Genomic DNA, 21,542 nt, shown 5'->3' with positions numbered 1-21,542 from the left:
GGCAAACGCCAAGGGCCTGGCGCCAAAGCCTCGGCTGGGCGCTCCCGTGCCCCGGAAGCCCGAGGTGGGGCCACCACCTTGGTGGTGGTGGAGTCCCCGGCCAAGGCCAAAAGCATCCAGAAGATGCTGGGCCCGGGCTACGAGGTGCGGGCGAGCCTGGGCCACGTGGCCGACCTCCCGGAGCGGGAGCTGGGGGTGGATGTGGCCAAGGACTTTGCTCCCACCTACGAGGTGAAAAAGGAGAAGAAGCCGGTGGTGGAGGAACTGCGCCGCGCCGCAGAAGGTAAGCGCCTTCTCGTCGCCACCGACCCCGACCGGGAGGGAGAGGCCATCGGCTGGCACGTGGCCCGGCTTCTGGGGCGGGACCCCCGGGAGCCCATCCGCGTGGAGTTCCACGAGATCACCCCCAAGGTGGTGCAGAAGGCGGTGGAGGCTCCCAGGCCCATTGACCAGAACCTGGTGGACGCCCAGCAGGCCCGCCGGGTGCTGGACCGGCTTCTGGGCTACAACCTTTCCCCGCTTCTCTCCCTGGAGTTCCGCAAGCGGGCCCTTTCCGCCGGAAGGGTGCAGAGCGTGGCCCTGAGGCTTCTGGTGGAGCGGGAGGAGGAGATTGAGGCCTTCCAGCAGGAGGCCTACTGGACCCTCGAGGCCCGCTTCCAGGTGGCCGGCCAGCCCCTTTCCGCCCAGCTTTACCAGGCGGAGGGAAGAAGGCTCTGGACCGGCCAGGGGGAGAAGGAGGGGAGGCTTCACCTGGCCACGGAGGAGGAGGCCCGCGCCCTGGCCCAGGAGGCCCTGGCCCTGGCCTACCGGGTGGCCCAGGTGGAAACCAAGGAGCGGCGCAAATCCCCCCCGCCTCCCTTCACCACCTCCACCCTGCAGCAGGCGGCCTCCAGCCGGCTGGGCTACACGGCAAGCCGCACCATGCGCATCGCCCAGCGCCTCTACGAGGGCGTGGACCTGCCCGAGGGCACCGTGGGCCTCATCACCTACATGCGCACGGACTCGGTGCGGGTCTCCCCCGAGGCTTTGGCCTCGGCCCGGGAGGTGATTCGCGAGGTGTTTGGGGAGGCCTACCTTCCCGAGGCCCCCAGGGTCTACCGCAACCGCAGGGAGGGGGTGCAGGACGCCCACGAGGCCATCCGCCCCACCGACCCCAGGCGCACCCCGGAGCGGGTGCGTCCCCACCTCTCGGAGGAGGAGTACCGCCTTTACGACCTCATCTGGCGCCGCTTCTTGGCCAGCCAGATGCGCGACGCCCTCTACGAGCAGACCACGGTGCTGTTGGAAGACCTGGGGGGAAGGCCCCGCTTCGCCTTCCGCGCCGCGGGCTCGGTCCTCAAGTTTGAGGGCTACCTTCGGGCCTGGGGGCGGGAGGAAGAGGAGGAGCCCCCCGTGCCCGCTGTGCCCCAGGGGGCCGACGCCCGGCTTTTGGAGTTAAGGCCCGAGGAGCACTTCACTGAGCCCCCGCCCCGCTACACCGACGCCACCCTGGTGAAGACCATGGAGGAGCTGGGCATCGGCCGCCCTTCCACCTACGCCCCCACCCTGGAGACCCTGGAGAAGCGGGGCTACATGGAGCGCAAGGGGCGCACCCTCCTCCCCACCCCCTTGGGCCGCCAGGTGACCGGGTACCTGCGGGAGCGCTTCCCCCAGGTGGTGGCCTACGAGTTCACCGCCCGCATGGAGGACCGCCTGGACGAGGTGGAGGAGGGCAAGGTTCCCTGGCCCAGGGTGGTGTGGGAGTTCTATGAGCCCTTTTTGGGGGAGCTGGCCCAGGTGCCCAAGAAGACCTGCCCCCGGTGCGGCCGGCCCCTGGAGCTCAAGGTAAGCCGCTTCGGGCAGTTCCTGGGGTGCACGGGCTATCCGGAGTGCACCTACACCGAGCCCCTGGAGCGCAAGAAGGAGGCCGAGCCCATCGGGGAAAGCTGCCCCCAGTGCGGCCGGCCCCTGGTGCGCAAGGAGGGGCGCTATGGGAGCTTCATCGCCTGCTCGGGCTACCCGGAGTGCGGCTATACCCGGGACGACGGCCAGGCCACGGGCCACCCCTGCCCCAAATGTGGGGGTCGGGTGCTGGAGAAGCGGAGCCGAAGGGGCAAGCCCTACTACAAGTGCGAGAACAACGCCTGCGATTTCCTCTCCTTCTATCCCCTGTTGGAGAGGGCCTGCTCCGCGTGCGGCTGGCCCCTGGTGGGGAAGGGGGAGGGGGCCTGCCTCAACCCCGCCTGCCCCGCCCACGACCCCAGGCTTCTGCCCGCCCCTCGGGAGGAGAAGGGGAGGAGGGCCGCCCGGGGACGGGCCCCCAAGGCTTCCCCGAAACTTCCCAAGGACTGGCCCGAGCTTCTGCCCTTCCTGGGCGAGCTCACCCCGGAGGAGCGCCAGGCGGCCGAGGCCCTGGCCCGGGGCGAGGCTCTCGGGGAAGGGGCCGCCCGCCTGGCCCAGCGGGCCATTTTCAAGCTGCGCATGCGCAAGGGGCGGGCCAAGAAGGAGGTGGTGAAGTCCTGATGGAGAGCTTCAAGCTCCACCTCCTGCGCCTGGCCCGGGAGGGGCGGGTGGAGGTGCCGGGGCTGCCCGTTCAGGCCTACGCCCTGGAAGGGGAGTCCGAGCGTGCGGGGGAGGCGGTGTTCTACCTGCTCCTCGAGGGCGAGCTGGTCATAGACCTCCCCCAGGGCCGCTACCTGCACCTCAGGCGGGGAGAGGCCGCCCGCATCAGCGAACCCCACCGCCTCCTTCCCGTGGAGCGGGCGGTGCTTTTGCAGGTGGGGTAGGCCCCACCAGGTACACCGCTCCCCAGGGGCGGTAGACGCTCACCACCTTGTCCTGCCGCACCCGGCCGTCCCCGTAGCGCACCGTGCGGCGCACCTCCACCCTGGCTCCCTCGGCGGCGAAGTCTATCTGCTTGCGGGTCCCAGGGGGCAGGGAGGGGTCCAGGATCTCCCGGGTGGGCAGGGGGGGCTTGCGCTGGGAGATGAAGGGGCCTTCCCACCGCACCTCCCGGTCCTTGGTGCCGAAGAGGTGGAAGCGGAGCTTGGTGCCCACCACGGAGCGCTGCACCAGGATGTGCCCGGGGGTGTCGTTCAGGACCCGGAGGTCCCGGTAGGGGGCGATGACCGTGGCGTCCAGGCCCGTGGGCTTGTAGTAGGCCACCTGGTAGCTGTGGGGGTGGCGCTCCAGGAGGGGAAGCCCAGCGAAGAAGAAGGCGCGGAACAGGGTGGTGGACACCTGGCACACCCCGCCGCCAATCCCCTGCTCGGTCCGGTCCCCCACGATCACAAAGGCCTCCCGGTACCCTTCCTCCTCGGTGACGGGGCCCAGGGCCCGGTTGAAGGAGAAGGGGCCCGGGGGGATGAGGAGGCCATCCAGCTTGCTCGAGGCCAGGAGGAGGTTGTGGGTGCGGGCGGGGCTGGAACCCCGGAAGTCCGTCTCCCCCGTGGCCAGGTGCTCCCGCACCCCCAGGGCGTGGAGCTCCCGCAGGCTTGGCCTGGGAGGGGTGTAGCGCACGGGCAGGCGGAAGCTTCGCCGGCCCGCGGCCAGGGCTTCCCGGTAGGCGGCCAGGGCCTCCCCCTCGTCAAAGCTCAGGCCCTTCTTCTCCACGCCCCGCCACCTTCCCTCCTGCAGGATGAACCGGGGGGGCCTGGGTGGGCGGGCCAGCTTCCTTAGGAGGGCTTTGAGTTCGGCTTCCGAGCCCACGGGGTAGCGCTGGACCCCGGTGTAGGCCACCAGGCGCCCCTCCTCAATGGCGTCCTCCTGCAGGACCAGAAGGGCCTCCACGGGCTCCCCCCCCTGGCCTAGGCCCACCAGGCCGGCGAGGAGGAGGGCGAGGGGCAGAGCCCGTATTCGCATGCCCCAAGGCTAGCACGGGGGGTATGAAAGGGCAGTGAACGGGGGACAAAACCCCTATTGCCTCCTTCTCCGCCCCGGGGTATCCTTGGCCCTAGGCTCTGGCTTTCACACCGTTTTCACACCTCACCCCCATGCTGGGGCCTGTGAAAGGAGGGCAGTGATGAAGGCAAAAGGTTTTACCCTGATCGAGCTGGCCATCGTAATCGTGATCATCGGCATCTTGGTGGCCATCGCGGTGCCGCGGTTTGTGGACCTCTCCGGAGACGCCAAGGATGCGGCGGTTCAGGCCACGGCCAGCTCGGTGCGCTCGGCCTATGCCATCTATGTGGCTCAGAACAAGGACTACCCCAACTACTGCGCCGACGTGCTCAACGGGCTTGAGGGCGTGAACATCGGGAGCGGCTCTAGCTCGGTAACCCTGGCGGGTAATGTGACGGTTTCCTGCGCTAGCGCAGACCCTGCGGCTGGTAACGCGGACATCTCCATTTACGCCACCGGGGCCAAGACCTATAACAGCAGCGCCAACGCCCTCAAGGTGAACCTACGCTTCAAGTAGGTATGGGCCAATCCCTAGCCCCCTCGAGGCCTTCCCCCCTCGAGGGGGTTTTGTTTTTGGCCCTGGTGCTCGCCCTCGCCGGCCTGAATCCCTGGGGCCGGGGACACGAGGAGGTCTGGAATGCCCCCCGGGAGTGGGGCATGGCCCTATTCGCCTTGGGGGCCCTGGTGGGCATTCTTTTACGGGGGCAGAGGCGGGCTTTTCCCCTAAATAGGGGCGTCCTTTGGCCTCTTTTGGCCTCGGCGGGGTTTATCCTTGCCGGTGCGGCCGCCACCTTCCTTTCCCCCCAGCCCATCTGGAGCTGGACGGGCTACCCCAGCGTGGGCGATGGGCTACGTTTCTGGGCCCTGGGCGTGGCCTTCTCCTGGGCCGTGTTTCTGGCCCTGGAAGCGGGTGTCCTTTCCCCCCAGGGTATTGCCAGGGCCCTCCTTCTGGCCTTGGGCCTGCATGCTCTAGCCATCTTCCCCCAAGTCTGGGACTGGAGGCTGGACTACACCGCGACCCAGGGCCAGACCTATGTCCGTTGCTTTGACGCGGCCCAAACCGACTGCTACGAGAACCCGGATGCCACGGCTTCCGGGGTCCACCGGGCACAGATGCCCATCGGCCTCACCTCTCATCGGGGCCATGCGGCCGGCGTTTTGGCCCTCCTCGGGCTTTTCGCCGCCGGGCTCTACCTGCAAAGGCCCCGCGGGAGCCTTCTCCTTCTCTTTACCCTGGCTGCCCTCGCCCTCTGGTTCACCCAGACCCGGGGAGGGTGGTTGGCCCTTTGGGGTCCCCTGGTGGCCCTGGCCTTTTTCCTTGCCTGGCGGCGATCCCCGGCGTTTCTCCCTGCCCTGGGCCTTCTGGCCGTAGGGGGCTTCACCTACGGGTTGTACTGGGGGGCCGGACAGGTTGGCCTGTATGAGACCCGGCGCTTTCCGGAACTAGGGCTTTCCCTTTCCCAAACGGATGCGTACTCCTCAGGCCGCCTGGAACTTTGGCGTACGGCTGTTCAGGCTCTTCCCGTGCGGCCCCTTCTCGGCTGGGGATTTGACGGGTATGCCCGGGCCTATCCCTATGCGGTGGATTGGAATGGGGCGGACCACCACCGCCTGCCCGTGGCTCTTCGGCCTCCGGTGCGGGTGGTTTTGGGAGAGGACCGCCTGATTTACCTGGAAGACTCCCAGGGCCAGCGCCTCCTCGCCCCTTCCCCCTTCGCCAAGGCCCATAACCTCCTCCTAGACCTCCTGCTTTCCGTGGGCCTCCTGGGAGGGGTGGCCTACCTGTTCTGGCTTGGGCTGGGGTTGGCCGCCTCTTCCTGGCCGAAGCTCCCCTGGGCCCTGATGTTGGCGGGGTACCTGGCCTACGGGCTTACCTGGTACGATAGCGTGCACGTGACGCCCCTGGCCCTCTTGGCCTTGGGAGCCCTGTTCACCGGGGAGGAGGTATGGCTAAGGGGTTCACCTTGGCTGAGCTAGCCCTGGTGTTGCTCCTGGTGGGGGTCCTCACCGCAGCCCTTGTGCCCCGGTATGTGGCGCTTCAAGAGGAGGCGCAGAGGGCCCAGAGGCAGGAGACCCTGCGCAACCTGCGTTCGGCCTACGCCATGCATCTGGTCCAGAATCGCACGGTCCCCACCTGGAACGAGCTCAAAAACTTGATGGGCAACCCCACGCCCCTCAGGCTTTCTTCCAGCTGTCCTTCCGGCACCACCGTGGCCTACTGGGACCACAACGGCAACGCCCTCTGCAACGCTGGGGAGCGCCTGGCCTACCTCTACGCCGACGAGGCCTGCCAGACCTTTATCATCGCGGTGAGCGCCACCACCGTCACCGTGCCCATTCGTTGCCTGCGGGGGCACCCGGATACCCTAGACTGAGGAGGAGGGCATGCGAAGGGGCTTTACCTTGGTGGAGTTGGCGGTGGTCCTGGTGGTCCTCGGCCTGTTGGCCGCAGTGGCCGTGCCCCGGTTTGTGGACCTGACCCTGGAAGCCGAACGGGCGGCGGCCCGCCAGACCCTGGCCGCCCTCAACTCCACGGTGCGCATCCTCACGGTGAAGCTTGGCCGTCCCCCCACCCTGGACGAGGTGTGGGACGGTTTGGACTCCCCCTACAAAAAGGACGTCTGGGAGGAACCCTTCCTCAAGCGCAATCCCTACGATGATTACAACTATCAGGTGGTGCTCCGCTACCGTCCCGGCCGGGAGTACTGCATGGACGGCTACAACCCTTTGGGGGAGTTGGCCAAGGCCGGAAGCCCCTTGGACCCTCAGGCCCAAATCGTGGTCTTCCGGCCCTATACCTCAGGCATAGCCGACTACTGCCAGGGGGAGTTTTGAAGATGCGCTCTTCGGGGTATGTCCTGCTGATCACGGCCCTGGTCCTGCTCTTCCTGGGAGTGCTGGTCCTGCCCTACTCCCTCCTGGCTCGGCTCAACGCCGAGCGGGGGCTCACCTCAAGCTCATCTTTGCAGGCCCTGTACCTGGCCGAGGCCGGGGCCCAAGAGGCCATCGCCCGTCTGGACGTGAACCCCAACAATCCCAGCGCAGGCTCGGTGGTCTATGTGTGCCAGGGGACGGGTACCACCTGCGGGCCTGCTTCCCCGGACTACGTGGGGTGTTACACCTACGCCACGGCCCAGCCTGCGGACTGCACGGCGCCTTCCCTGTCGGGAGGCACTTCTGTGAACCTTTGGGCCCTGGGTAAGACCAAGGATGGCACCATCCGCTGGGTGCGGTTTACCTACCGCACCACCGACCAGACCATCCTTTCCTGGGAGGTGCTCCCGTGAGGCAGGGGTTTACCCTGGTGGAGGTGGCCTTGGCCCTGGTCCTGGTGGGGGCGGCGGCGTATGTGGTCTTGTCCCTTTCCCAGACCCTGCAGGCCGGGAGCAACATTGAGCCAAGGGAGGAGGTGCTCCAGGCCGCCGAGACCCTTTTGGAAGCCGGGTTTTCCCCTCCTGCCTGCCCCAGCACCGCCTCCGTGCAGCTGGGGGACAGGACCTATCGGGTCTGCCAGCAACCGGCCCGGCTTTCCCTGACCCCTCCCTCCAACATGACGGCTTCCGCGGTCACCTACCGCTTTGAGGACGCCACCGCTTCCCCGGGGGAGGTATTTTTCCTTACCCGGGTGGCCTGGGAGGGCTCCCCGCCTCCACCCCCGCCCAGCCCCAACTTTTCCGCTACCTGCCAGAAGGTTTCGGCTACCCGCCTGCGCATGGCGGTGAACAACACAGGTACCTCGGTGACCACCAACCGCATCGCCCTCCTCTGGAACGGCGAGGGGAACAAGAAGGTGACGGCGGTCTACTCGGGGACCACCCAGCTTTGGAGTAACAACAGAGGGGTGAAGAAGGGGACCCAGATCTCCCTGAGCCAGAGCCTGGTTTTCGGCAGCCAGACCCTGGAGTTTGTCTTTAACCGAGCTCTGCGGTCCGGCAACTACACCTTTACCCTGCAGCTTTTCGTGGGCCAAGGCAATAACCCGACCACGTATACGGTTTCGTGTTCGGTGGGGTGGTAGATGGGGCCTCGAGGCGTTTCCCTGGTGGAGCTGGCCATGGTCTTGGTCCTTTTGGGGGTTTTGGGGCTTGCCCTCTCCACCCTGTTCCTCTCGGGGGTGCGCACGCAGGGGGAGGCTTCCTCCCTCCAGGCCCAGGCCCTGGCCCAGGACCTGCGGGACCGCCTGGGGCAGGAGCTGAGGGGGGTTACCCCCACGGGGATTGTGGCGGTCTCGGGGCAGAGCCCCACCGCAGGGGGGTTTATCGCCGAGGTTCAGTATGCGGGAAGCCCGGTCTGCGTCCAGTACCGCCTGGGGCCCACCCAGGCCCTAGAGAGGCGGCAGTGGACGGGAAGTTGCACCAGCCCTACGGGGGTTTTCCAGAACCTCCTGGCCCCTGCCCTCCTGCCCTTTGCCGCCTTCTGCTACGACGACCCGAGCGATCCCAGGACGGTAGGGTTCATGGACGCCCCTTGTGACCTGGCCAGCCTGGCGGGGAAGGGCCTCACCCTGCGGGTGGGAGGGAAGGACCACCGCTTCCCACCCTTGGTGGTGGCCTTGCGTAGCGGTTAGACTGTACCTAGCCCGGCCATGACCCTTCTTTTGGCCACCCGAGAACGCATCCTGCGCCTTCGTGAAGGCGAGGTGGAAAGCTTTCCCGCTTCCGATCTGGTAGGGGAGGAGGGGCAGCCCCGGTACGAGCGCCTTCTCCATCATCTGCGGGGGCTTGGGGGAAAGGGGGCCTACCTGGGCCTGGGGCCGGAGTTCGCCTTGCTCAGGCTCCAACCCTTCCCTAGCCTTCCGGGGTTTCCCCTGGAAGAGGCGGTGCTGGCGGAAGCGGAGCGCAGTCCCCGCTTCGCTGGGGAGGAGCTCCTGGCGGATTACCTGCTGGTGGCCCCCGAGGACGAGCGCCGGGTACGGGTGCTCTTCGCCGCCCTGCCCCTGAAGGCGGCGCGCCTCCTTGCCCGGTTGCGGCCCGCGCGCATAGAACCCCTTCCCCTGGTCCTCTGGCGTTACGCCCTGGGGCAAAGCCGGGCGGGGCGCCTCTTGGTCCTGGAGAACCTGAGCCACACCGTGGCCCTCTTCGAGGGGGGGGTGCTCCAGGGCTTCCGCTACCTCACCCTGCCCGCCGATGCGGGGAATGAGGCCTTGGCGGAGGAGGTGGCCCGTTCCCTGAGTCTTTTCGGCGGAGGCGGGAGGGTGGAGGAGGCCTGGCTTTTGGGCCTGCCCACCCCCCCGCCCGTGCCCCCGGGCCTTCCCGCCGAACGGGTGGAGCAGCGGGTACCCCTGGAGCTGGGGGCTAGCCCCCGCCTCCTGGCCAAGGAGCTGGCCCTGGACCTGCGCCCCCGCCGAAGGGCCTTGGGGGAGCGGCTTCCCCGGGAGGCTCAGCTGGCGGTCTTCCTGGCGGCCCTCTTCTTCGCCGGGGGGTTGGTGGGCAAGGGGCTTTTGGAAAGCCGCCTGGCAGGGGAAAAGCGGCGGGCCGAGGCCCTGCGGCAGGAAGTGGCCCTGCTTCGGGCCCAGGCCTTCCAGCCGGCCCGGCCTCGAGGGGTAGGGCTGGAACAGGTCCTGAAGGTGGCCTCGGAAAAGCCGGAGACCCTTTGGCTCACCGGGCTTCGGGCCGAGGAGGGACGGCTTTCCCTCCAGGGAAAGGCCCTGGACCCCTACGCCCCCCTCCTCCTGGCCCGCCGGCTCGGGGGCCAGGTGAGGGGGGTGCGGGAGGAGGCGGGTTCGCCCCCGGTCTATGCGTGGGAGGTGGAGGTTGTCAAGGCCCAAGCTCGGTGAGCTTCTCCTGCGGCTTGGCTACCTGACGGAGGACCAGCTCCAGGCGGCTTTGGAGGAGCAGGCCCGCACCGGGGACCTCCTGGGGCAGGTCCTCCTCCGCCGGGGGTATGTGCGGGAGGAGGACCTGATGCGGGCCCTGGCGGACCAGCAGAAAGCCCCCCTGGTGCGCGTGGGGGAGCTTGCCCCAGACCCGGCAGCCTTGGCCCTGCTGGACGCCCGTTTTGCCCGGGAGAGGCGGGTGTTGCCCTTCCGGCTGGAGGGGGGCCGCCTCCACGTGGCCATGGCCCATCCCTCTGATCTCGCCCTGCTGGACGAGCTCCGGTTCCTTACCGGCAAGGAGATCGTGCCCTACCTGGCCCCCGACCGGGAGATTCTGGAGGCCTTGGACCGCCTCCTGGCCGAGCAGGCCAGGCCGCAACGGGAGGAGGGGCCGGAGGACCTGGCGGCGGAGCTGGACCTCACCCTCGAGGCCATGCCGGCGGTGCGTTTGGCCCAGGCCCTCCTGGAGCGGGCCATCGCCCTTTCGGCCAGCGACCTCCACCTGGACCCGGAGGAGACCCACCTGGCGGTGCGGGCCCGGGTGGACGGGGTGATGCAGGAGCTGGAGCGGCTTCCCAAAGACCTCGAGGCCCCCCTCACCGCCCGCTACAAGGTCCTGGCCGGCATGGACATCGCCGAGCGGCGCCGTCCCCAGGACGGGCACTTCACCTTCACCTTTGAGGGCCGGCGCTACGAGGTGCGGGCGGCCTCCGTGGGCACACTTCACGGGGAAAAGCTCACCCTGCGCATCATCTACCCCACCGGGGTGCGGCTGGGGCTTGCCCAGCTGGGCATGCTCCCTGAGGAGCTGGACCGCTTCCGTAGGCTCCTTCTGCGGCCTTACGGCATCCTGTTCGTCACCGGCCCCACGGGCAGCGGCAAGACCACCACCCTCTACGCGGCCTTAGAACAGCTCTACACCAGGGAAAAGACCTTCGTGACCATTGAGGACCCGGTGGAGTTTCCCCTGGAGGGGGTGGTGCAGATTCCCGTCCAGCCCAAGATCGGCCTCACCTTCGCCGAGGCCCTGAAAAGCGTGCTGCGGCTGGACCCCGACGTGATCCTGGTGGGGGAGGTGCGGGACACCGAGACCCTGGACACCGCCCTCAGGGCGGCCCTCACCGGGCACCTGGTGCTGGCCACCCTGCACGCCAACGACGCCATCGCCGCCGTCACCCGGCTTCTGGAGATGGGGGCGGAGCGGCACCTGCTGGCCTCCACCCTGATCGGCACCGTGGCCCAGCGCCTGGTGCGGCGGGTCTGCCCCCAGTGCGCCAGGCCCGCACCCCTTTCCCAGGAGGCCCGCCTCTTCTTCGCCGAGGAGGCCCCGGCAGAGGAGATGCGGGGGGAGGGATGCCCCTACTGCCGGGGGACGGGCTACCGGGGGCGGCTTGGCCTTTACGAGGTGTACGCCCCGGACGGGGAATCCTTGTACCGCCTCGGCCAAGGGGGTACCGAAGAGGAGCTCCGGCGCCTGGCGGCGCTCAAGGGCCACCGGGACCTGCGGCGGGTGGGGCTTTTGCAGGTGCGGGCGGGGGTCACCACCGGGGCGGAGCTCCTTCGGGTGCTGGGGCTTTGGGAGTAGGGCATGCGCTTTTTCTACGAGGCCACCGACACCAAGGGGGAGCGGGTGTATAGGGGGGTGTTGGAGGCAGAAAGCCCCCAGGGGGCGAGGCGGCGCCTGCGGGAGATGGGCCTCTACCCCTTGCGCCTAGAGCGGCTACGGCGTCCCCTGCGGGGGCGGGTGCCCTTGCCCGAGCTGGTCCTCTTCATGGAGGAGTTCGCCACCCTGGTGGAAGCGGGGGTACCCGTGACCCAGGCCCTGCACACCCTCAGCCTGGAAAGCCGCCATCCCCTCCTCAAGGAGGCGGCCCGGGGGGTGCGGGAACGGGTGGAGGGTGGGGAAGGGCTTGCCCAGGCCATGGGGCATTACCCCGAGGTCTTTCCCCCCCTGGTCCGGGCCCTGGTGGCGGCAGCGGAGGTGGGCGGAGCCCTGGAGGTGGTCCTGCGGCGCGTGGCCGAGTATCTGGACAGGAGCCACGACCTGCGGGAGAAGGTACGCACCGCCCTCCTTTACCCCTCCTTCGTGCTGGCGGTCTTGGTCCTGGTGGTGGCCGTGCTCCTCCTCTTCGTCATCCCGGTGTTCGCCCGGTTGTACGGGGCGGCGGGGGTGGAGCTTCCCTGGCCCACCCGCCTGATCCTGGGGGCCTCCTCCCTGGTGCGCGAGTACGGGGTTTGGCTCCTCCTGGTCCTCCTTGCCCTGGGCTTTTTTCTCCGCCGTTTCCACCAGACCCCGGCGGGCGCCCGCCTCCTGGATGCCCTCCTCCTACGGCTTCCCCTGGTGGGGCCGGTGTTGCACAAGGCGGCCATGGCCCGCTTTGCCCGCACCCTGGCCACCCTTTACGAGGGTGGGGTGCTGATCACCCAGGCCCTCGAGGCCACCCGCAACGTGTTGGGCAACGCCGCCTTGGCCGAGGCCCTGGACCGGGTGCTGGAGCGGGTGGTCCGCGGGGAGTCCCTGAGCGCCGCCATGAGCCGGGAGCCCCTCTTCCTCCCCATCGTGGTGCGCCTGGCCCTGGTGGGGGAGGAAGCGGGGAGCCTGGACCGCATGCTGTACCAGGTGGCCTTCCACCTGGAGCGGGAGGTGGACTACGGGGTGAAGCGCCTTTCCTCCAGCCTGGAGCCCGCGCTCACCGTTCTCCTCGGGGGTATAATGCTGGTGGTCGCCTTGGCCTTGTATCTACCCCTCTTTGACCTTTCCCGGATCCTGCGCCGATGAAGCCTCCTATCTGGCTCTGGTTCGTCCTTCCCCTGGCGGTGCTCCTTTGGGGAGCCCGGGAGGTGGCCTCGGCCTACGCCCGCTACCAGGGGGCCAGGGCCGAGGTGCGGGCCCTGGAGCGGGAGGCCGAGGCCCTCACCCGTAGCCTCCCCCAGGCCCTGGCCCAGGCCCCGGTGGCGGCCGAGGAGCTTCCCCCCGTGTACGAGGCCCTCCTGCGCCTGGCGGCGGCCCGGGAGCTGGACCTCAAGCGGCTGGAGCCGGGGGAGGCGGAGAGCCTGGGGGAGGTGCGGGCCTGGCGGGTAGAGCTTGCCCTGGAGGGGTCCTATCCCGGGGTTCTGGCCTACCTCGAGGCCCTGCCCAAAGTCCCCCACCCCCTCTGGGTGGAGGGGTATACCCTGGCCCCCGCCGGGGGGGGCCGGGGGGAACGCCTGGCCCTAGACCTCACCCTGCGGGTTCTGGCCCCCTAGGCCCACCGCCTGGTACAGGGCCGCCTCCTCAGCCTCCGTCAGGAGCCGGGCCTCTCCCTTGGGAAGGTCCCCCAGGAGGAGGGGGCCCAGGGCCAGCCGCTTCAGGTAGACCACCCGGTTTCCCCGGGCGGCGAACATGCGCTTGACCTGGTGGAAGCGCCCCTCCCGCAGGGTGAGCTCCACGCAGGTGGGGTCCTCCCCCCAGCAGAGCTCCGCGGGCAAGAGCCTCTTTCCATCCAGCAGGAGCCCCTCGCGAAAGGCCTTTTGGTCCTCCGCCGTGGCGGGGTTGAGGAGGTGGACCAGGTAGCGCTTGGCCACCTTGTGCCGGGGGTGGGTGAGGCGGTGGAGGAGCTCGCCGTCGGTGGTGAAGAGGAGGAGGCCCTCGGTGTCCTTGTCCAGCCGGCCCACGGGGGAGAGGTCCCGGGTGGGGAAGCCCTGGAGGAGGGCGTAGACCGAGGGGCCTTCCGTGCGGCTGGTCACGTACCCCGCCGGCTTGTGCAGGAGGACGTGGTGGTGCCGGCGTACCCTGAGGGGCCTCCCCTCCACCTCCAAAGGAGCCCCTTCCGGCAAGAGGTACCCGGGGTCTTGCACCACCTCCCCGGCCACCCGCACCCGGCCCGAGCGCACCAGGCGGGCCACCTCCTTGCGGCTACCCAGGCCCATGCGGGCCAGGAGCTTGTCCAGCCTCTCCCCCCGCATCCTCCTTATCCTAAGGGGCATGAGGCTTTACCAGCTGGACAGCTACGCCACCCGCTTCCAGGCCCGGGTGGTGCGGGCCTGGAGCGATGCCAGGGGGCACTACGCGGTGCTCTCCGAGACCCTCTTCTACCCGGAGTCCGGGGGGCAGCCGGCGGACACCGGGGTGCTGCGGGGAGCGTTTGGCGAGGTGCAGGTGCTTCACGCCCTCGAGGAGGAAAAGGCCTTTGGCGATGTGGTCCACGTCCTTTCCGCCCCCCTCCCTGAGGGGGCGGAGGTGGAGGGGGAGATTGACTGGCCCAGGCGCTTCCGCCACATGCAACGGCACACCGCCCAGCACCTCCTCTCCCAGGCCCTCCTCCGGGCCGGGGACTACCACACGGTGGCCGTGAGCCTGGACGGCCCGGTGTGCACCGTGGACCTGGCCGAGGAGGTGGAGGAGGCCAAGGTGCGGGAGGCGGAGGCCCTGGCGGCCTTCGCCGTCTACGCCGACTACCCGGTGGAGGCCTTCTTCGTGGACGAGGCGGAGCTTGCCCGCTACCCCTTAAGGCGCCCCCCCAAGGTGCAGGGCCGGGTGCGCCTGGTGCGCATCGGGGACTTTGACCTGGCCGCCTGCGGCGGTACCCACCTGAAGACCAGCGCCCAGGCCGGGCCCATCAAGGTGCTCAAGTGGGAGCGGTACAAGGGCGGTACCCGGGTCTACTTCACCGCGGGCTGGGAGGCCCTGGAGGACTACCACGCCAAGCATGCCCTCCTCTCCCGGCTGGCCCTGGCCTTTTCCACCAGTCCCTTGGAGCTGGAAAAGCCCCTAAAGAAGCTCCAGGAGGAGGTCTACGCCCTTAAGGGGGAGAACCTGGCCCTCAAGGAGGCCCTGGTGCGGGCCCTCCTGCCCCAGGCCCTGGCCGAGGGGGTGCTCCTGGTGCCCCAGCCGGTCCTGGGGGAGCTTGCCAAGGAGCTTCTCTCCTGGGAACGCACCTTCCTCCTCCTTTCCCCCGAGGGGCGCTTTGCCCTGGTGGGCCCCAACCGCCAGAGGGTGCTGGAGCGGCTCAGGGCCCTGGGGGCCAAGGGTGGGGGGAAGGAGGTGATTCAGGGGGCCTTGCCCAAGGAACGGGTGGCCGAGGCCCTGGACCGGGACCTCGTAAGCTAGGGGCATGGGGCTTTTTGAGGGGAAGGGCGTCCTGGTCACGGGGGCGGCCCGGGGCCTGGGGCGGGCCATCGCCCAGGCCTTCGCCCGCGAGGGGGCCCTGGTGGCCCTGGCAGACCTGCGCCCCGAGGGGCGGGAGGTGGCGGAGGCCATCGGGGGGTTTTTCGTGCAGGCGGACCTGGGGCAGGAGCGGGACCGGGTGCGCTTCGTGGAGGAGTCGGCCCGGGCCTTGGGCCGGGTGGACGTGCTGGTGAATAACGCGGCCATCGCCGTCCCCGGCTCGGCCCTCACCGTGCCCCTCTCCCAGTGGCGCAAGGTGCTGGAGGTGAACCTCACCGCCCCCATGCACCTCTCAGCCTTGGCCGCCCGGGAGATGCGCAAGGTGGGGGGTGGGGCCATCGTCAACGTGGCCAGCGTGCAGGGGCTTTTCGCCGAGCAGGAGAACGCCGCCTACAACGCCTCCAAGGGAGGGCTGGTCAACCTCACCCGTTCCCTGGCCCTGGACCTGGCCCCCCTGGGCATCCGGGTAAATGCCGTGGCCCCGGGGGCCATCGCCACCGAGGCGGTCCTCGAGGCCATCGCCCTCTCCGAGGACCCCGAAAGGACCCGGCGGGACTGGGAGGACCTCCACGCCTTAAGGCGGCTTGGCCGCCCGGAGGAGGTGGCCGAGGCGGTGCTCTTTTTGGCCTCGGAGAAGGCCAGCTTCATCACCGGGGCCATCCTCCCCGTGGACGGGGGGATGACCGCCAGCTTCATGATGGCGGGGAGGCCCGTTTAGGCCTTACTTGGCGTGGTCCTTGTAGGGCTCGCCCCGCAGGTCGGAGACCAGCTGCACCGCCACGTAGGCCCCGTCCCCGGCGCTCACGATGGCGTGGCCCGGCACCTTGCCCCGGGCCACCCCGGCGGCGTAGACCCGGGGGTAGCTGGTCCTTCCCCCCTCGTCCGTCTCAATGAAGGTGCCCTTGCGGTTCAGACCCAGGAGGCTTGGCAGGGTGGGGTCCTTGTGGGTGCAGAGGAGGAGCCTCTCCGCCTCCACCACGCCCTCCTCGGTCTCCACCTCAAAGACCCCGCCCAGGTCCCGCACCCCCCGCACCACCCCGGGTTGCACCTCGGCCCCATAGCGGCGGGCGTGTTCCCGCATCCGCGCCAGGAGCTCTTCCCCTGAGGGCTCGTCCAGAAGCCCCGGGTAGTTGGGCACCTGGCTCACCTGGAGCACCTGGGAACGCCCCCCGTCCAGGACCAGCACCTTGAGGCCGGCCCGGGCCAGGAAGAGGGCCGCAGAAAGACCGGAGGGGCCACCGCCCACCACGAGCACGTCCCACATACCACCTAGAGTATAGGGGGAAGGTGGGGGAGGGGCCGGGGGTATAATCGCCCTGGCATGCTCTTGGACGACCGCTACCCGGTGCTGGAGACCCTCGAGGCCAAAGAGGGCATCACCCTCTACCGGGTAGAGGGGGGGCTGGCCTTCGTCTTCCAGGTGCGCACCCCTGAGGAGAAGGAGCGGTTCTACCGCTACCGGGCGGCCCTGAAGCGCCTGCAGGACCTGGGCCTCCTGGAGGTCCAGGTCTCCGCCAAGCCCGGGCGCTACTACGCCCTCTTTCCCGAAAGGCCCCTTTCCCACAGGCCCCCGCCCCGGGAAGCCCTGGAGGCCTTAGCCCCCCTGGGCTTTGGCCGGGAGCACCTGGCCATGGCCGAGGACCAGGTAGCCTACCTGGCCCCCTGGCCCCTCAAGGGGCGGGTGCCCGGGGGAGAGCGGGCCCGCCCGAGGCCGGGCTTCCTCCTGGGGGTGGCCCCCGGCCTCCTCTTCCTCCTCCTGGGCCTCTGGCTCCTGGCCCAGGGGCTTTACCGCTACTTCAATCCCCCGGAGTACGCCGTGCCCGACCTGGTGGGCAAGAGCGCCCGGGAGGCCTTTTTGCTCCTCAAGGACACCGGGCTAAAGCTGGAGGTGGTGGAGGGCAACGACCCCGCCAGGCCCAAGGAGGTGGTCCTGGCCCAGGAGCCTCCCCCGGGGACCCGGCTCCGGGCGGGGCGCACCGTGCGCCTCACCCTGAACCAGGCCCGGCTCAACCCCCTGCCCGACCTGCGGGGCCTGCGGCGGGAGGAGGCCGAGGCCCGGCTCAGGGAGCTCGGCCTGGTCCTGGAGGGGGTGGCCCAGGTGGAAAGCCCCGAGCCCCTGGGCAGGGTGCTGGCCACCGACCCACCCCCCGGCACCCCCCTGGCCCCCGGGGGTGGGGTGCGCCTCCTCCTTTCCCGGGGGGCCGAGCCGGGCCCCCTCCTGCCCCTCCCCAAGCTCACGGGGCTCTCCCGCCAGGAGGCCCTCTTCCTCCTCAATGCCGCGGGGCTCCAGGTGGAGGTGGAGGAGGTGCCCGCCGGGGCCCCGCCGGACACCGTCTTGGCCCAGGAGCCGGCCCCCGGCACCCCCATGCCGCCGGGGGGCGGGGTGCGGTTGCGGGTGGCCGTGCGGGGGGAGGTCCTCCTGCCCCCGGCGCCCCCGGAACCCGGGCTCCGCACCGTGGCCCTGGCCCTGGACCTTCCCCCCGAGGCGGCGGGCCGCCAGGTGCGGCTTGTCCTCCTGGACGCCCGGGGGGAGCATGTGGTCTACGAGGGGCCTGGGCAGGAGGGGCTTCGCCTCGAGGGCACCTACCAGGCCCAGGGGGAGGCCCGCTTCCGCCTCTACCTGGATGGCGAACCCTTCCAGGAGTGGACCCCCTAGGGCCATGCGGGGCGCCTGGGCTGAGGCGGTTGCCCTGGACTACCTCCTAGGGCGGGGCTACCGCCTCCTGGGCAAAAACCGCCGCACCCCCTTTGGCGAGGTGGACCTCCTCATGGAGAAGGAGGGGGTCTATGTGGTGGTGGAGGTGAAGCAACGGGCCTCCGCGGCTTTCGGGACCCCTTTAGAGGCCCTCACCCCAAAGAAGGTGGCCCGGCTTCTCCAAAGCGCCCGCTTCCTCCTGGGGCGGGACGACCTGCCGGTGCGCCTGGAGGCGGTGTTGGTCTGGGGAACCCCGGGGGCCTTCCGCCTGGAACACCTGGTGCTGGAAGTGTAGGCCGTCCCTTTCCCCAGGGTGGGCCGGCCGGGGTAAGCTTGGCCCTGTGTTTAGGAACCTTCGGGCATACCTGGAGGCCCTGGAGGCGCGGGGCGAGCTGAAGCGGGTGCGGGTGCCCGTGCAAAGCGAGCTGGAGATCACGGAGATCGCCGACCGCATGGTCAAAAGGGGCGGCCCCGCCCTCCTCTTTGAACGGGTGGTGGGCAAGGACTTCCCCGTGGCCATCGGCCTCTTCGGCACCCGGGAGCGCACGGCCTTTGCCCTTGGGGTGCGGGACCTGGACGAGCTGGCCAAGAAGGTGGAGCTCCTGCTGGAACTGAGGCCCGGCAGGGGGGGGTTGTCGGCCCTCATGGGCCTCCTGCCCAAGCTGCCCATGCTTAGGGGCTTCTTCCCCCGCCGGGTGGCCCGGGCCCCGGTGCAGGAGGTGGTGTACAGGGGGGAGGCGGTGGACCTAAGCCGCCTGCCCGTCCTCAAGTGCTGGCCCCTGGACGCCGGCCCCTTCCTCACCCTCCCCCTGGTGATCACCAAGGACCCGGAGACGGGGGAGCTCAACCTGGGCATGTACCGCATGCAGGTTCTGGACCGAAGGAGCACCGCCATGCACTGGCAGCTCCACAAGGTGGGCCGCCGCCACCTGGAGAAGGCCAAGAGGCTGGGGAAGAGGCTGGAGGTGGCCGTGGCCCTGGGGGGGGACCCGGTGCTCACCTACGCGGCCACCGCCCCCCTGCCCCCCCTGCCCGGGGTGAGCGAGTTCCACCTGGCGGGGTTTTTGCGGGGGGCGCCCATGGAGCTCGCCCGGGGGGTCAGCGTGGACCTGCCGGTACCCGCGGAGGCGGAGATCGTCCTCGAGGGCTACATTGACCCCGAGGAGCCCCTGGTGGTGGAGGGCCCCTTCGGGGACCACACGGGCTTCTACACCCCCCCTGACCTCTACCCCCGCTTCCACGTGACCGCCCTCACCCACCGCCGGGGGGCCATCTACCCCGCCACCATCGTGGGCGTGCCCCCCATGGAGGACGCCTACCTGATTGAGGCCTCCGAGCGCCTCTTCCTGCCCCCCCTCCGCCTGGTCCTCCCCGAGGTGGCCGACTACCACATGCCCCCCGAGGGGGTGGCCCACAACTGGGTGAACGTGGCCCTCCGGAAGGAGTATCCCGGCCAGGCCTACAAGGTGGCCTACGGGATGCTGGGCCTGGGGCAGATGATGTTCGCCAAGGTGATGGTGGTCGTGGACGAGGGGGTGCCGGTGAAGCCGGGCTTCCAGACCCTCCTCAAGGCCCTGGAACGGGCCCTACCCGGCCGGGACACCCTCCTCCTGCGGGGGCCCATAGACGTCCTGGACCACAGCGCCCGCGCCATGGCCTTCGGGGGCAAGCTGGTCATCGACGGCACCCGCAAGCTTCCCGAGGAGGGGGGGGAGGTGCCCTTCACCCCCCGGGCCCACCCCCACCTGCCCCAGGACCTCGAGGTCCAGGCCCAGCGGCAGTGGCCCGGGGTCTGGGGGGTTACCCTGCACAAGGTGCGCCCGGGGCAGGCCTGGGCCCTGGCGGAGCGCCTTCTGGCCGCCCCCGAGAGCGCGGGCATCCGCCTCCTCCTCCTGGCCGATGCCGACACCGCCCTCACCCCCGAGGAGCTCCTTTGGGCCGTGCTCAACAACATTGACCCCGAGCGGGACGCCCGGGTGATGCCGGGGGTGGAGGGGCCGGTGCTGGTCCTGGACGGCACCCGCAAGCTCCCCGAGGAGGGCTTCTCCCGGGTGTGGCCCGAGCGCATCCGCATGGACGAGAGGGTCCAGGCCCTGGTGGAGGCCCGCTGGCCGGAGTACGGCCTCTAGGGGGCCCGGAGGACGCGGTTGCGCAGGAGAACGCTGCGGAAGGCCCGCGCCACCTCCCGTTCCAGCCGGCCCGCCTGGACCTCGGCCTCGAGGGTCCTTAGCGCCTCCTCGGGGGGCACCGGCCTGCGGTAGGTGCGCCCGCTGGTGAGGGCATCGTAGAGGTCGGCGGCGGCCAGCACCTGGACCAGGGGGGGGACCTCCGTGAGGCCATCGGGGTAGCCGGAGCCGTCCAGCCGCTCGTGGTGCCAGCGCACGTAGGGGCGGAGCTGGGGGTGGATGCGGAGGGGCTTGAGGATCTCGTCCCCCTTCACCGGGTGCTGGCGGATGAGGCGCCACTCGTGCTCCGTGAGGGGGTAGTCCCCCCGGAGGATGTGATCGGGGATGGCGATCTTGCCCACATCGTGGAGGAGGGCCCCCAGGCGGAGTTCCTCTAGCTCCCTTTCTGCGGCCCCCAGCTCCTCCGCGGCCCAAAGGGCGTACTGGGCCACGCGCTCCCCGTGGCCCGCGGTGTAGGCGTCCTTGGCCTCCACCGCCCGCATGAGGGCCAGGAGGGTGTGCTCCAGGTCCTCGAGGCGCTCCTGGAGCTTGCGCCTTTCCAGGTGCCCCTTGACCCGCAGGCGGAGCTCGGCCAGGTCCACGGGACGGTTCAGGAAGTCGTCCGCCCCGGCGGCGATGCCCTTTAGGCGTAGTTCCCGCTCCCCATCCGCGGTGAGGAGGAGGACGGGGAGGAGGGGGTCCTGGGCCTTCAGGTGGCGGGTGAGCTCCAGGCCGTCCATGAAGGGCATGTGGAGGTCGGTGAGGACCACGTGGGGCAGGCCGTCCCTCAGGAGGTCCAAGGCCTCCTGGCCGTTGCGGGCCTCCACGGCCTCCACCCCCAGGGGTTCCAAGGCCTTGAGGAGGAGGCGGCGCTGCAGGGGATCGTCGTCCACCACCAGCACCCGCGGGGGGCGTTGGAAGGCCTTCACCGGCCACCTCCAAGCCACCGCAGCCAGCCCTGGGCCGGCCTCCTCCACCCCGCGGCCCGTACCCATCCCTTGGCCTCCAGGCGGAAGAGGTAGAAGCGCACGGTGTCCAGGGGAAGCCCCAGGGCCTGGGCCAGCTCCTCGGCGCTGGCCCCCCGCTCCAGGTGGGGCCGGGCCCGCTCCAGGAAGTCCCGGCCTGGGGCCTCGAGGGCCTCCCCGGGACAGGCCGGGGGGCGGTAGAGGAAGACCATCTGGGGGTGGGGTAGCTGGGCCTGGTACTGCGCCATCTCGTCCTGCAGGGTGATGAGGCCCAGCAGGACCCGCTCCACCGGCCAGCCCAGCCGCACCCCGTGGGGGGGCTTGGCCCCCGGGATGAACTCAAAGCTTCCCTCCCGTGCCTGGAGGAGGGCCTGCAACACCGCCTTGGCCGCCAGGGGGTCCAGGGGCTTCCCCTTCTGGTCCACGGAGCGGATCCGGCCCGGCTTCAGGTACAAGGTGGTGGGGGGGATGTCCTTAAGGTTCCAAAGCTCCAGGGCCCCTTCCCTTTGGGCGAGGATCTGGAGAATCTCCTCCAGGCGAATGGAATTCAGATTTCCCAATAGGGCCATCTTCACCCCCCTTCATCCCCACCCTAGACCCTCCCTGTGAAAATCCCTTGAAAAGCCCCCTTTTCGGATATTCACCTGCGTACTCACCTCACGCCACCGCCCGCAACACCCGGGTGATGGGCAGACCCGCCTGCCCAAGAAGCTGGGCCACCACGCTCCAGGCCATCACCCAAGCTTCCACTTGCAGGGCCACCGCCTTCAGCCCCCGTACCCTCCCCACCGCCCCCACCAGCCCCATCGGCCCCTTCAGCAGACCAAAGACCGTCTCCAGCTCCCACCGCCGCCCCAAAAGCCTCCGGTACGCACCT

The 21,542-nt window shown here is 69.8% G+C and carries 23 protein-coding genes and 1 pseudogene; 18 read left to right on the top strand and 6 right to left on the bottom strand.

What is annotated here, in order from left to right; all coding sequences use genetic code 11:
• Positions 1–78: 78 nt before the first annotated feature.
• Both topA and B128_RS0106765 read left to right on the top strand, forming a co-directional pair.
• Positions 79–2,502 carry a type I DNA topoisomerase gene (gene topA, locus B128_RS0106770; protein ID WP_018111526.1) on the top strand — a complete coding sequence of 808 codons (2,424 nt, stop codon included), beginning with the start codon at positions 79–81 and terminating at the stop codon, positions 2,500–2,502.
• The gene (locus tag B128_RS0106765; RefSeq protein ID WP_018111525.1) at positions 2,502–2,765 is read left to right on the top strand and encodes a hypothetical protein; all 264 of its coding nucleotides are present in this window, start codon (positions 2,502–2,504) and stop codon (positions 2,763–2,765) included. The genes topA and B128_RS0106765 overlap by 1 nt, the downstream gene beginning before the upstream one ends.
• On the opposite strand, the gene B128_RS0106760 is transcribed toward B128_RS0106765, so the two are convergent.
• Positions 2,707–3,840, bottom strand: coding sequence for a VanW family protein (locus tag B128_RS0106760; RefSeq protein WP_018111524.1), 1,134 nt, complete (start codon positions 3,838–3,840; stop codon positions 2,707–2,709). The two genes, B128_RS0106765 and B128_RS0106760, sit on opposite strands and share 59 nt — an antisense overlap.
• Positions 3,841–4,000: 160 nt before the next feature.
• Between B128_RS0106760 and B128_RS0106755 the strand changes: the two genes are divergently transcribed.
• The 11 genes from B128_RS0106755 to B128_RS12950 are packed head-to-tail and all read left to right on the top strand — an operon-like array spanning position 4,001 to position 12,940.
• On the top strand, positions 4,001–4,396 hold the full coding sequence (locus tag B128_RS0106755) for a type II secretion system protein (RefSeq protein ID WP_018111523.1): 396 nt from the start codon (positions 4,001–4,003) through the stop codon (positions 4,394–4,396).
• Between the two features lie 2 nt (positions 4,397–4,398).
• Positions 4,399–5,856, top strand: coding sequence for an O-antigen ligase family protein (locus B128_RS0106750; protein ID WP_026175086.1), 1,458 nt, complete (start codon positions 4,399–4,401; stop codon positions 5,854–5,856).
• Positions 5,826–6,254, top strand: coding sequence for a prepilin-type N-terminal cleavage/methylation domain-containing protein (locus tag B128_RS0106745; RefSeq protein ID WP_018111521.1), 429 nt, complete (start codon positions 5,826–5,828; stop codon positions 6,252–6,254). The genes B128_RS0106750 and B128_RS0106745 overlap by 31 nt, the downstream gene beginning before the upstream one ends.
• Before the next feature lie 10 nt (positions 6,255–6,264).
• Positions 6,265–6,714 carry a prepilin-type N-terminal cleavage/methylation domain-containing protein gene (locus B128_RS0106740; protein ID WP_018111520.1) on the top strand — a complete coding sequence of 150 codons (450 nt, stop codon included), beginning with the start codon at positions 6,265–6,267 and terminating at the stop codon, positions 6,712–6,714.
• Between the two features lie 2 nt (positions 6,715–6,716).
• The gene (locus tag B128_RS0106735) at positions 6,717–7,166 is read left to right on the top strand and encodes a hypothetical protein (protein WP_040683585.1); all 450 of its coding nucleotides are present in this window, start codon (positions 6,717–6,719) and stop codon (positions 7,164–7,166) included.
• A complete protein-coding gene (locus B128_RS0106730; protein ID WP_018111518.1) occupies positions 7,163–7,897 on the top strand; it encodes a type II secretion system protein in 735 nt (244 codons plus the stop codon). The genes B128_RS0106735 and B128_RS0106730 overlap by 4 nt, the downstream gene beginning before the upstream one ends.
• On the top strand, positions 7,898–8,446 hold the full coding sequence (locus B128_RS0106725; RefSeq protein WP_018111517.1) for a prepilin-type N-terminal cleavage/methylation domain-containing protein: 549 nt from the start codon (positions 7,898–7,900) through the stop codon (positions 8,444–8,446). It abuts the gene before it with no gap.
• A gap of 18 nt (positions 8,447–8,464) precedes the next feature.
• Positions 8,465–9,655: a hypothetical protein gene (locus B128_RS0106720; protein WP_018111516.1), complete on the top strand. Its 1,191-nt coding sequence runs from the start codon at positions 8,465–8,467 to the stop codon at positions 9,653–9,655.
• A complete protein-coding gene (locus B128_RS0106715) occupies positions 9,633–11,279 on the top strand; it encodes a GspE/PulE family protein (protein ID WP_018111515.1) in 1,647 nt (548 codons plus the stop codon). The genes B128_RS0106720 and B128_RS0106715 overlap by 23 nt, the downstream gene beginning before the upstream one ends.
• A 3-nt stretch (positions 11,280–11,282) precedes the next feature.
• Positions 11,283–12,473: a type II secretion system F family protein gene (locus B128_RS0106710; protein ID WP_018111514.1), complete on the top strand. Its 1,191-nt coding sequence runs from the start codon at positions 11,283–11,285 to the stop codon at positions 12,471–12,473.
• Entirely contained in the window at positions 12,470–12,940 is a 471-nt protein-coding gene (locus tag B128_RS12950; RefSeq protein ID WP_018111513.1) for a hypothetical protein, read from the top strand. The genes B128_RS0106710 and B128_RS12950 overlap by 4 nt, the downstream gene beginning before the upstream one ends.
• Here B128_RS12950 and B128_RS0106700 read toward each other — a convergent pair.
• Positions 12,908–13,639, bottom strand: coding sequence for a pseudouridine synthase (locus tag B128_RS0106700; protein WP_018111512.1), 732 nt, complete (start codon positions 13,637–13,639; stop codon positions 12,908–12,910). The two genes, B128_RS12950 and B128_RS0106700, sit on opposite strands and share 33 nt — an antisense overlap.
• 19 nt (positions 13,640–13,658) lie before the next feature.
• On the opposite strand from B128_RS0106700, the gene B128_RS0106695 reads away from it, so the two are divergent.
• Both B128_RS0106695 and B128_RS0106690 read left to right on the top strand, forming a co-directional pair.
• On the top strand, positions 13,659–14,783 hold the full coding sequence (locus B128_RS0106695; protein ID WP_026175084.1) for an alanyl-tRNA editing protein: 1,125 nt from the start codon (positions 13,659–13,661) through the stop codon (positions 14,781–14,783).
• A 4-nt stretch (positions 14,784–14,787) separates the two neighbouring features.
• Positions 14,788–15,558 (top strand): SDR family NAD(P)-dependent oxidoreductase, encoded by a 771-nt coding sequence (locus B128_RS0106690; protein ID WP_018111510.1) that lies wholly within the window; start codon positions 14,788–14,790, stop codon positions 15,556–15,558.
• Between the two features lie 3 nt (positions 15,559–15,561).
• Here the strand turns inward: B128_RS0106690 and B128_RS0106685 are convergent, their stop codons facing one another.
• Positions 15,562–16,104, bottom strand: coding sequence for an NAD(P)/FAD-dependent oxidoreductase (locus tag B128_RS0106685; RefSeq protein WP_018111509.1), 543 nt, complete (start codon positions 16,102–16,104; stop codon positions 15,562–15,564).
• Positions 16,105–16,161: 57 nt separating this feature from the next.
• Here B128_RS0106685 and B128_RS0106680 point away from each other — a divergent pair, with 57 nt between their 5' ends.
• The 3 genes from B128_RS0106680 to B128_RS0106670 are packed head-to-tail and all read left to right on the top strand — an operon-like array spanning position 16,162 to position 19,664.
• Complete coding sequence (locus B128_RS0106680; RefSeq protein ID WP_018111508.1) at positions 16,162–17,496, top strand: PASTA domain-containing protein; 1,335 nt, start codon at positions 16,162–16,164, stop codon at positions 17,494–17,496.
• Positions 17,497–17,500: 4 nt separating this feature from the next.
• Complete coding sequence (locus B128_RS0106675; protein ID WP_018111507.1) at positions 17,501–17,830, top strand: YraN family protein; 330 nt, start codon at positions 17,501–17,503, stop codon at positions 17,828–17,830.
• 46 nt (positions 17,831–17,876) lie between these two features.
• Positions 17,877–19,664 carry a menaquinone biosynthesis decarboxylase gene (locus B128_RS0106670; RefSeq protein WP_018111506.1) on the top strand — a complete coding sequence of 596 codons (1,788 nt, stop codon included), beginning with the start codon at positions 17,877–17,879 and terminating at the stop codon, positions 19,662–19,664.
• Here B128_RS0106670 and B128_RS0106665 read toward each other — a convergent pair.
• From B128_RS0106665 to B128_RS12280, 3 genes and pseudogenes are all read right to left on the bottom strand, one after another.
• Positions 19,661–20,695, bottom strand: a complete 1,035-nt coding sequence (locus B128_RS0106665; RefSeq protein ID WP_018111505.1) for an HD-GYP domain-containing protein — start codon at positions 20,693–20,695, stop codon at positions 19,661–19,663. The two genes, B128_RS0106670 and B128_RS0106665, sit on opposite strands and share 4 nt — an antisense overlap.
• On the bottom strand, positions 20,626–21,234 hold the full coding sequence (locus B128_RS0106660; RefSeq protein ID WP_040683587.1) for a DUF4388 domain-containing protein: 609 nt from the start codon (positions 21,232–21,234) through the stop codon (positions 20,626–20,628). The genes B128_RS0106665 and B128_RS0106660 overlap by 70 nt, the downstream gene beginning before the upstream one ends.
• Before the next feature lie 88 nt (positions 21,235–21,322).
• Positions 21,323–21,542: pseudogene (locus B128_RS12280) on the bottom strand (transposase); the annotation flags it as partial.

It is taken from the genome of Thermus igniterrae ATCC 700962 (genome assembly GCF_000376265.1).
In the GTDB taxonomy this organism is placed as follows: Bacteria; Deinococcota; Deinococci; order Deinococcales; family Thermaceae; genus Thermus; species Thermus igniterrae.
This window is presented reverse-complemented; position numbering and strand designations above follow the sequence as displayed.